The 10,429-nt window shown below is 76.7% G+C and carries 6 protein-coding genes and 1 pseudogene; 5 read left to right on the top strand and 2 right to left on the bottom strand.

What is annotated here, in order from left to right; genetic code table 11:
- The 4 genes from CTKZ_RS10435 to CTKZ_RS10420 all read left to right on the top strand — a co-directional run.
- On the top strand, nucleotides 1-1,685 hold a 1,685-nt coding region (locus CTKZ_RS10435; protein WP_200829703.1), incomplete at its 5' end, for an AfsR/SARP family transcriptional regulator.
- 95 nt (nucleotides 1,686-1,780) lie between these two features.
- Nucleotides 1,781-2,053 carry a WXG100 family type VII secretion target gene (locus tag CTKZ_RS10430; RefSeq protein ID WP_160142877.1) on the top strand — a complete coding sequence of 91 codons (273 nt, stop codon included), beginning with the start codon at nucleotides 1,781-1,783 and terminating at the stop codon, nucleotides 2,051-2,053.
- 78 nt (nucleotides 2,054-2,131) lie between these two features.
- Nucleotides 2,132-6,745, top strand: a complete 4,614-nt coding sequence (locus CTKZ_RS10425; protein ID WP_124342892.1) for an FtsK/SpoIIIE domain-containing protein — start codon at nucleotides 2,132-2,134, stop codon at nucleotides 6,743-6,745.
- A 222-nt stretch (nucleotides 6,746-6,967) separates the two neighbouring features.
- Nucleotides 6,968-7,255, top strand: coding sequence for a hypothetical protein (locus CTKZ_RS10420; protein ID WP_124342891.1), 288 nt, complete (start codon nucleotides 6,968-6,970; stop codon nucleotides 7,253-7,255).
- Between the two features lie 195 nt (nucleotides 7,256-7,450).
- Here the strand turns inward: CTKZ_RS10420 and CTKZ_RS10415 are convergent, their stop codons facing one another.
- Complete coding sequence (locus tag CTKZ_RS10415) at nucleotides 7,451-8,629, bottom strand: RtcB family protein (protein WP_124342890.1); 1,179 nt, start codon at nucleotides 8,627-8,629, stop codon at nucleotides 7,451-7,453.
- A 148-nt stretch (nucleotides 8,630-8,777) separates the two neighbouring features.
- Nucleotides 8,778-9,785 carry a DUF3806 domain-containing protein gene (locus CTKZ_RS10410; protein WP_124342889.1) on the bottom strand — a complete coding sequence of 336 codons (1,008 nt, stop codon included), beginning with the start codon at nucleotides 9,783-9,785 and terminating at the stop codon, nucleotides 8,778-8,780.
- 213 nt (nucleotides 9,786-9,998) lie between these two features.
- Between CTKZ_RS10410 and CTKZ_RS10405 the strand changes: the two are divergent.
- Nucleotides 9,999-10,429 (top strand): annotated as a pseudogene (locus CTKZ_RS10405) (M15 family metallopeptidase); the annotation flags it as partial.

Below are 10,429 nucleotides of genomic sequence, written 5' to 3'. Positions count from 1 at the left end.
ACCGTGGGCTGCGGCAGCTCGCGGCCGCCCACGGCGCGACCGGCCGGCCCCTGCCGGGTGTCGTCGCGGCCGTCGTCTCCGACGACGCGCTCGAGCTGCGCCTGTCGCCGTCGACGCCCGACGCGCCGACGCCGTGGCAGGCGGCCGCCGACGGCTCGACGTGGCGGCTCGCCGCCGACGACGTCGACGCCGCGCTGGCGGGCGGTCCGGCCCCGTTCCCGGGTCTCGTCTCGCTGGGCCGGGACGCGCAGGGCCGGGACGTCCTGCTCGACCTCGAGAGCGCGCAGGGACCCGTCTGCGTCGTCGGCGACCCGCAGGTGGCGCGCGAGGTCGCGACCGCGCTCGCCGCCGAGCTCGCGACGAACCGCTGGTCCGACGGGCTCCGGGTCACCGGCGTCGACCTGCCCGACGGCCTCGACGCCCTGCCGGGTGGTCGGTACGCCCGCGCCGCGTCCGCGTCCGACGTGCTGGACCGGCTCGGCGGCCGTCGAGCCGTGACCCACGACGGCGACGTGCTGTCCGGGCGGGTGCGGCCGGACGGTGCGACGACGTGGGTGCCCGAGTACCTCGTGCTGGGCGCGGCGCCGACCGCTGCCCTGGCCGACCAGGTCGTCGCGACCGCCACGACGGACCGGCGGTCGCCGCTCGGCGTCGTGTGCGTCGGCGACCTGCCCGGCGCGCGCTGGCAGCTCGTCGCGCAGCCCGACGGTCGCCTCGTCGCCCGCCTGCTGGGCGTCGACGTGCAGTCGAACCGCCTCACGCCGCGGCAGGTGGCGGCCCTCGACGAGCTGTTCACCGAGGCGCCCGAGCCGGCCCCGGCCCTCGACGCGCGGCACGACGCGGTCGCGCACGAAGGGGCCGTGGAGCGGCCCGACGTCGCGGCACCCGTGCGGCCGCGGACCCCGGACGACCTCGCGGCGGCGCCGGTGCGCGTCCTGGTGCTGGGGGAACCCCGGGTCGAGAGCCCGGGCGTCCTCGACGAAAGCCGGCGCGCGCTGCTGACCGAGCTGGTCGTCCACCTCGCGCTGCACCCGGAGGGCGTCCACGTGAACGTGCTCGCCGCCGCGCTGTGGCCCGGCGGGGTGACGGCGGAGGTGCGCGAGGGCACGCTCGACCGGGCGGCCCGCTGGCTCGGCACCGACGCGTCGGGACGTCCCCGCCTGGTCCGTGGCGCGGACGGCCGCGTCGCGCTCGGGCCGGAGGCCGTCGTCGACTGGGACGTCGTCACGACCCTGCTCGCACGGTCCCGCAGCGCCGCGAGCCCGCAGGCCGAGCGCGCGGACCTCGCCGCGGCCCTCGAGCTCGCGCACGGCACGGTGCTGTCGGTGCGGCCCTCGGGACGCTACGCGTGGCTCGCGCGCGTGCGGCTCGAGCGGGCGTCGCGCGCGTTGCTGGTCGACGCGGTGCACCGGCTCGTCGTGCTGTGCCACCACGACGACGACCCGGGCGCCGCGCAGGCCGCCGCCTGGGCCGGGCTGCGCCTCGCGCCCACGGAGGAGCTGCTGTGGCGCGACCTGATGCGTGCGGCGGCGCTCGTCGGCGGGCCCGACGCGGTCCGGCAGGCGGCGGGCGACCTCGCCGCGACCCTGCGCGCGGCCGGTGTCCCCGCGATGAGCCCGGCGACCCTCGCGGTCGTCGAGGACCTCGCGCCCCAGCCGTCCGAGGCCGGGGGCTCGGGGGCCTGACCGGGTGACACCCGCCCGTGGCGGTGGGGTTTGCCGGTAATGTCCGCATGTCGCGTCGCCCGACCGGGCGGCGCTCGTACCGAGGAGGAACCACCGTGGCAGTTGGTGCCGAGCTCAGCACTCTCCAGGCGCTGTTCAAGACGTTCCAGCAGAACGCCCAGCAGGCCGCAGACATCAAGTCGCACGTCGACCAGGGGCTGAACGCCACGGAGTGGACCGGCAAGTACGCCGACGACTTCCGTTCGCTGTGGCAGGACTACCGCGCCAACCTCGACCGTCTGCAGGAGGCGCTCGACGGCGCCGCGAGCGACGTGCGGACCAACCACAACAACATCGCGGCGGCCACCGGCGAGGGCGACCGCATCTGAGCGTCGACACGTCCGGCCCGCCCGTCGCGGCGGGCCGGACGTGTCTGCGGCGGGGTCCGCGACGAGAAGGGCAGACGAGTGCGACTGATCCTCAGCGCTGCGCTCGACGCGGCGTCCGAGCCGGTCGACGTCGTGCTCGACTGCGCGCCCGGCGCGCGCGTGCGGGACGTCGCCCGCGCCGTCGCCCGGCACACGTCCGGAGCGCACGCGCGTGTCGTGCCGCGGGGTTCGGGCCACCTCGGTGTCGTCGAGGTGCAGCCGTGGGGCCAGGACGCGCCCCCGCTCTGGTGGCGGGGACGCGAGCTCGACCCCGACGAGCCGGTCGAGACGTGCCCGCTGCGTCACGGGTCGGTCGTCGGTGTGGGTGCGGATCCCGGTGACCCCTGGGACGAGCCGCTGGGCACCTGCGAGGTGCGGGTCGTGTCCGGCCCCGGCGCCGGCCGCGTGCACCGCCTCGGCGTCGGGCGTCACGTGATCGGCAGCGGGGCGTCGGCGTCGGTGCCCGTCGACGGTGACGTCCCGCCGTCCGCGGTCGTGCTCGAGGTCGGGCTCGACGGGTCGCGGACCCTGCACCCCGAGCCGTCGGTCCTCGGCGTCACCCGGCCCGCCCCGGCGCGACGGCGTCCGCTCGACGGGCCGATCGTCGTGCGCCGTCCCGACGCGGACGCGGCCCCGCGCACGGCGTCGAAGCGGTACGCGCGACGGCTCGCCGACGCCCGCCGTGGGCTCGACGGCGTCGTCGAGGTCGACCCGGAGCTCGACCGCCCCCTCGTGCACGTCGACCGCACGGTGCTCGACGGCCCGCGGCCCTGGCGACCCGGTGAGTCGCTCGTCGTGGGCGACGTCGTCCTCGAGACCGCCGACGTGCTGCCCGCCGACGCGTCGCTGTCACCGTCGCCCGCGGGTGCCACGCTCGACTACAACCGGCCGCCGCGGCTCCTGCCGCCGCTGCGTCCCACCGACTTCCGTCTGCCGGCCGAGCCGAAGAGCCCCGACAAGCTGCGGTTCCCGCTCGCGATGATGGTCCTGCCCCTGGTCATGGGCGTCGCGATGTACCTGTTCACCAAGTCGCCCTACGGCCTCGTGATCATGGTGCTGTCGCCGATGATGGCCGTGTCGAACTACGTCTCCTCCCGGGGCACGCGTCGCACGCAGCACGTCGAGGCCGTCCGCACCTACGCGGAGCGCACGGCCCGCATCGAGCGGCAGGCCTACGACGCCCTCGGGGAGGAGAGCGCCGCGCGCCGCCGCGAGCTGCCCGACCCGGCCTCGGTCCTGCTGTTCGCGACGGGACCGCGCGCCCGGCTCTGGGAGCGGCGACGGACCGACCCCGACTGGATGCTCGCGCGGATCGGCACCGCGGACGTGCAGAGCGAGGTGTCGCTGCACGACCCGGCGCGCGAGGACCACGAGCGCGAGCGGCACTGGAGCGCCGCCGACGTGCCCGTCGCGGTCCCGCTCGCCGCTGCCGGTGTCACGGGCGTCGCCGGACCGGCCGACGAGCGTCGCGCGGTCGCCGCGTGGATGCTCGCGCAGGTCGTGACCGCGCACTCGCCCGCCGACGTCTCGGTCGTCGTGCTGACCGACGGGCAGGGCGACGACGCGTGGAGCTGGGTGCGCTGGCTGCCGCACGCGCGCCGCGACGCGGGCCCGGTCGCCGCGGTCGGCAACGACGAGGAGACGACCGCCCGCCGGGTCGCCGAGCTGCTCGACCTCGTCGAGCGCCGCCGGTCGGCCGCACGAGGGAACGGGATGCGGGGCGAGCCGGTGGGGGCGCCGGTCCTCGTCGTCCTCGACGGAGCCCGGCGGATCCGGCTGCTCCCGGGGCTCGTGACCCTGCTGCGCGAGGGACCGGCGGTCGGCGTGATGTTCGTCTGCGTCGACGCGCAGGAGCGGCAGCTCCCCGAGGAGTGCCAGGCGGTCGTCGTCGTCGACGGTCCGCGGACGACGGTGTCGGTCGCCGGCCGGCAGCCGGTCGACGGCGTGCGCGCCGACGTCGTCCCGCGGGGCTGGTTCGAGCGGCTCGGCCGGTCGCTGGCCCCGATCCGTGACATCGGCTCGGAGGACCTGGCGGCGACGCTCGTGACGTCGTCCCGCCTGCTCGACGTGCTCGAGCTGGACCCGCCGCGGGCGGAGGCGGTCGCGCAGGTGTGGGCGCGCGGCGGCCGCACGACGCGCGCGGTGATCGGCGAGACGACCGACGGGCCGTTCACGGTCGACGTGCGCGCCGACGGCCCGCACGGTCTCGTCGCGGGCACCACGGGCTCGGGCAAGTCGGAGCTCCTGCAGACGCTCATCGCGTCCCTCGCGGTCGCGAACCGCCCGGACGAGATGACGTTCGTGCTCGTCGACTACAAGGGCGGCGCCGCGTTCAAGGACTGCCACCACCTGCCGCACACCGTCGGCATGGTCACCGACCTCGACGAGCACCTGACGCGGCGCGCGCTCGACAGCCTCGCCGCCGAGCTGCGCCGCCGCGAGCACCAGCTCGCCGGTGCGGGTGCGAAGGACATCGAGGACTACCTCGCGGGCCGCCGTCCCGACGACGCGCCGATGCCGCGCCTCATGATCGTCATCGACGAGTTCGCCGCACTCGTCGGGGAGCTGCCGGACTTCGTCACCGGCCTGGTCGACATCGCCCGCCGGGGCCGGTCGCTCGGCGTGCACCTGCTGCTCGCGACGCAGCGGCCCGCGGGCGTCGTCAGCGCCGAGATCAAGTCGAACACCAACCTGCGGATCGCCCTGCGGGTCACCGACAAGAACGACAGCCAGGACGTCATCGAGTCGGGCGACGCCGCCGAGATCGCGCCGAGCCTGCCCGGTCGCGCGTACGCGCGGCTGGGTCACTCGAGTCTCGTCGCGTTCCAGTCGTCGCGGGTGGGGGGTCGTCCGCCGGGAGCGTCGGGTCCGGCGGACAGCGTGACGCTCGCCCCGCTGACGTGGGGCGACGTGGGCCGCCCGCCCGCCGTCCCGCCGCGCGCGCAGCAGGACGACGACGACGCGCCCACGGACCTGGCCGCGCTCGTCGAGGCAGTGCGCGCCGCCGCCGACCTCGCCGGTGTCGCCGCGCCGCCTCCGCCGTGGCTGCCCGCCCTGTCCACGACGGTGACGACCGCGGACCTGACCACGCAGGGCGGCGCCGCGCTCGCCGCGCGACCGCTGCACCTGCCGTACGGCCTGGTCGACCTGCCCGCCGAGCAGCGCCGGGACGTCGCGACCTACGACCTGGACACGGCCGGCAACCTGGCTGTCGTCGGCGCCCCGCGCACGGGCCGGTCGACCGTGCTGCGCGCCCTCGCCGCGGCGGTCGCGGAGCGCGTGTCGCCGCGGGACGTGCACGTGTACGGCCTCGACTTCGGGAACAACGCGCTGCTCCCGCTCGTGGCCCTGCCGCACACCGGTGCGGTCGTGCCGCGCGACCAGCCCGACCGCGTCGCCCGGCTGACCCGGCGGCTGCGCGCCGAGATCTCCCGCCGGCAGCAGGTCCTCGCCGAGCAGTCGTTCGCCGACGTCGCCGAGCAGCGCGCGGGCGTCGCGCCCGACGACCGCCTCCCGTACGTGCTGGTGCTGCTCGACCGGTGGGAGGGGTTCATCCAGGCGTTCGAGGACTACGACGGTGGGGCCCTCGTCGACCTCTGGACGCAGATCCTGCAGGAGGGCCCGGGTGCGGGCGTCAAGGTCGTCGTGAGCGGTGACCGGTCGCTGCTCGCGGGCCGCGTCTCGACGCTCACCGAGGACCGCGTCATGCTGCCGATGTCCGACGTGGGTGACTACGGCGCCGTCGGGCTGGCCCCGCGCGAGGTCCCGACGAACCTGCCCGACGGGCGGGCGTTCCGGTCGCAGGGCAGCCAGGAGCTGCAGGTGGCCCTGCTGGTCGAGGACACGTCGGGGCCGGCACAGGTCGCCGAGCTGCAGCGGCTCGCCCGTGAGGCGACGGCCCGGCACGCCGCCGACCCGCGCACCCCGTCGGCACCGGCTGGGCAGGTCCCGTTCCGGGTCGACCCGCTCCCCGCGCGCCTGACGCTCGCCGAGGCGCACGCGCTCGGCGGCGGCCTGCTCGGCCGCACGGCGCTGCCTGCCGGTGTCGGAGGGGACTCGCTCACGCTGTTCGGGCTCGACACCGAGGAGCACGGGCCTGGGGTGCTCGTCGTCGGGCCGCGCCGGTCCGGGCGCAGCACCACGCTGCTCACGATGGGGACGTCCGCGCTGGAGCGCGGCTGGATTGTCGGGATCGTCACGCCGCGTCGCAGCCCCCTGCGCGACCTCGCCGACCACCCGGGCGTCCTGGGGTCGCTCGACCTCGACGCGTCCCGGGACGACATCACCGAGATGCTCGCCGGCCTCGTGCCCTCCGGGGACACCCCGACGGTGCTGCTCGTCGACGACCTCGAGCTGGTCGGCACCGACGGGCCCCTCGCGGACGCGATCGTCGCGCACCTCGGCGCGCTCCGGGACCGGCCGGGGCTGGTGGTCGCGGCCGGGTCGGCCGACGAGCTGTCGAGCGGCTACCGCGGGCCGGCCGCCACGATGAAGAAGTCGCGCAACGGCCTGCTGCTCGCCCCGTCGTCGCCCAACGACGGCGACCTGTTCGGGCTGCGTCTGCCGCGGTCCGCGCTGGGTGCGGGCGTCCCCGGACGTGGCCTGCTCGTGGCTGCGGGGTCGTGGCAGCTCGTCCAGGTGCCGACGCCGTGACCGTCCCGGCGCCCTGACCGTCCCGGCGCCCTGACCGTCCCGCCGGCCTGTCCGTCGCTACGGCCTGTCCGTCCCGACGGCCTGTCGGTCGCGACGGCCTGACCGTGTCGACGCCGTGACCGTCTCGGCGCCGGGCGGGCGCGTGCCCCGCGGCGTGCGACCCTGGGGCGCGTGCGCCGGACCTCACGGCGGACCTCGCCATGACCTGCCGAGAGGGGTGCCGTGCCGTCCTACCGCGTCCGCGCCGCCGTCGGCACGTTGCGTCCCGGCGTCGCGGCCCCCGACGTGCTGCCCGAGGCTGTCGCCGTCGCGCGGGCCCGCACCGCGGTCGAGGCGCACGACGTGGAGGTCGTTCGAGGCGAGGCTCGCGTCACCGTGCGGTACGAGGCGGACGACGACCAGGCCGCGCGTCAGATCGGGTGGGCCGTCCTCGCACGGCTGGACGAGCTCGCCGAGATCAGCGGCCGCTCGGTGACGCGCCGCTTCGGCGCGCGCTGGTACCGCGTCTGACGGCGCCCGTCGGTCGGGCGTCTGAGGCCGCCTGCTGGTACGACGTCCGACGGCGATCGCTGGTACGACGTCCGACGGCGCCCGCTGGTACCGCGCGCCTGACGGCGCCCGCCGGGGGACGTGGCGGGCCCGGCGGCGACGGCGTGGTGCCGTGCCGCCGGGCCCGGACGGCGACGTCGAGGGCGACGGTCGGGTTCAGTCGCCCTTGACGTTGACGAGCTGACGCAGCACGTGCCGGACCTCGACGAGGTCGGCGGCGTCGGCCATGACCCGGTCGATGTCCTTGTACGCGGCGGGGATCTCGTCGAGGAACGCGTCGGTGTCGCGGTACTCGATCCCCGCCATGGCCTGCCGGAGCTGGTCGCGCGTGAACAGCTTCCGGGCCGCGGTCCGGGAGTGCTCACGCCCGGCGCCGTGCGGCGACGAGCACAGCGACAGCGGGTCGCCCTTGCCGACGACGACGTACGACGCGGTGCCCATCGACCCGGGGATGAGCCCGGCGTCGCCGGCGCGGGCGCGGATGGCGCCCTTGCGGGACACCCACACGGACTTGCCGAAGTGCGTCTCCTGCTCCGTGAAGTTGTGGTGGCAGTTGACCCGCTCGGCCTCGACGACGTCCTCGCCCATGTGCTCGGCGATCGCGGCGACGACCCGGTCCATCATCTCCTCGCGGTTGAGGCGCGCGAACTCCTGCGCCCACCGCAGCTCGCGCACGTAGGCCCAGAACTCGGGCGTGCCCTCGACGAGGTAGGCGAGGTCGCGGTCGGGCAGGGAGATCCACCACTTCTGGCAGAGCTCGGCGGCGACCCGGATGTGGTGCTGCGCGATCTTGTTGCCGACGCCGCGGGACCCGGAGTGCAGGAACAGCCAGACGGTGCCGCTCTCGTCGGCGGTCACCTCGATGAAGTGGTTGCCGGACCCGAGCGACCCGAGCTGCAGCGCCCACCGGCCCGCGTAGGCGCCGGGGTCGAAGCCCGCCTTCTCTGCGGCGGCCTCGAGCGTCGCGACGCGGGCCTCCGCGCTGGGCGTGAGGCGCTGGTTCGCGGCCCCCGCCGACAGCGGGACGGTCCGCTCGATCCGCTGCCGCAGCGGCGTGAGCGAGCCGGCGGCGCGGACCTGCTCGGCCGTCCACTGCGTGCGGACGGCGATCATGCCGCAGCCGATGTCGACGCCGACGGCCGCGGGGATCAGGGCGCCGAGGGTCGGGATCACCGAGCCGACGGTGGCGCCCTTGCCGAGGTGCGCGTCGGGCATGAGCGCGACGTGCGGGTAGACGAAGGGCATGGTGGACGTGGCGACGGCCTGGTCGCGGGCCTTGTCGTCGAGGATCGAGGCCCAGGAGACCAGCGTCTTCGTGAGGTGCTGGCGTGTCATGGTCGGCGATCCTGGCAGCGGGGTCGGGAGGTGTCGTCCTCATTGTCCGGCGGTCACCCGCCCGGTCGCGCGCGGGACGGCGGGTCACGTCCGCCGCTCGGCCGAGCCGGCCGTCACGCGGGGGGACGACCGCGGACTGCCACGTCGGTCAGAGGAGCGGGTCGCCCTGGCCCACGATCATCGGCTCGCCGACCGGACGTGGTGCGCGCGCACGCCCCTCGCCGCTCGTCTTCGCGGGCGCGTACCGGTGACCGACGACCATGCTGGGCCGGCCCGGGCCCGACGCCTCGACGACGACGGCGTGCGTGCCCGGCTCGTCGCCCGGCAGCTCCCCCTCCCACGCGACGACCGCCGCCGCGGCGCCCGACGCCCGGACCCAGGCCCGCGCGCGGTCCGCGGACTCGCGCGAGTCGCCGGGGAACGTCTGGACGACACGGTGCACACCGTCGTGGGTCATCGCGAAGGTCACGAGCGGGCACTCGCCGCCGAGCACGGCGTCGAGCGCGTGCTCGAGGGCGCGCAGGCCGAGGTCCTGGGTCGCGGGTGACGGCGGCTCGGGCAGGTCGCCGGGCGTGCGGTACCCGGTCGCCGGTGCGGGCGCGTCGTCGGCGGCCGGCGCCGCGGTGCGACGGGGGAGGGCCGCCGCGGGCGCGGGCGTGCGCTGCTGGGGGACCTCGAACGCGGGTGCCTCGTCGGCGTCCTCCGTGGGGAGGCCGGACACCGCGAGATGGGCGGCGGCCGCCGCGACGTAGCCGGACGCCCAGTCGGGCGTGACGCCGATGTCCCAGCGCGCCCGGATGTCGTCGAGGGGCAGGACGGCCGCCTCGCCGTCGGGCGACACGACGCACGGCGTGGGGGTGGGGCCCGCGGTCCGCAGCACCCAGTGCGCCCCGGGGGCGCGCGCGACGACGAGGTCGCCGACGACGACGCCGAGCGCCGCCACCACGCCCTCCGGCACCGCGGCGCCCGCGTCGCCGGCCCAGCCGGTGAACGTCTCGTGCACGAGCCGGGCGACGTCGGCGACGTCCGTGACGTCGGTGCGGCTGCGGCGGACGTGGGCGCGGAGGCTGTCGAGGTGACCCTGCTCGCCGAGCGTGAGAGGGCGCAGGCCGGGCATGGTCGCGGCCTGCGCGGGGGACGTCCGGTCCTCGCTCATACCCGTGGATCGTCGGTCGCGCGGACGCTCTTGAGACGCCGCCGAGCGGTTCCTCCGTATGGCGGGCGTGACCTGCGGTCATGCCCGCGGTGACGCGCGGCCGATGGGCGCGGGCACCGCGGCCTGGTTAGCCTGGCCGCCGAACGACGGCACGCGCACGGCCGTCCACGTCCTCGGGAGTCCCGCATCCAGCTCCGTCTCGTCGCCGCAGCGGTGGCCGTCGTCGCCCTCGTCGGGGGCGGTGCCGGGGCGTGGGCGCACGTCGACCACCAGGAGCGGGAGCGGGCCGAGCAGGCCGCCGTGGTGCGCGTCGACGACGCCGTCGGGTCGCGCGACGCGGACGCTGCCCTGTGGGGCGCGTCGGACGCGACCGTCGGCAGGGCCGTGACGGCGACGACCCGTGAGGAGGCGGGTGCGACGCTCGCGGCGCTCGCGGAGCAGGCGCGCGCCACGCTCGCGGCGAGCGAGGGGAAGGTCGCGGACGACGCGGCCCGGCAGGCGCTCGCGGCGGTGCTCGCCGAGGCGGACGCGGCGGCAGCGACGCCCGGTCCGTCGGTGGCGACGGCTCGACGGGTCGCCGCGACGCTCGGTGCCGCGCACGCGACGGTCGCGCAGGCGCAGGCCGAGTGGCAGCAGGCGCAGGA

Source organism: Cellulomonas algicola, from assembly GCF_003851725.1.
Taxonomy (GTDB): domain Bacteria; phylum Actinomycetota; class Actinomycetes; order Actinomycetales; family Cellulomonadaceae; genus Cellulomonas; species Cellulomonas algicola.
The sequence above is the reverse complement of the archived record's forward strand: the minus strand, read 5'-3'. Positions and strand labels throughout refer to the sequence as shown.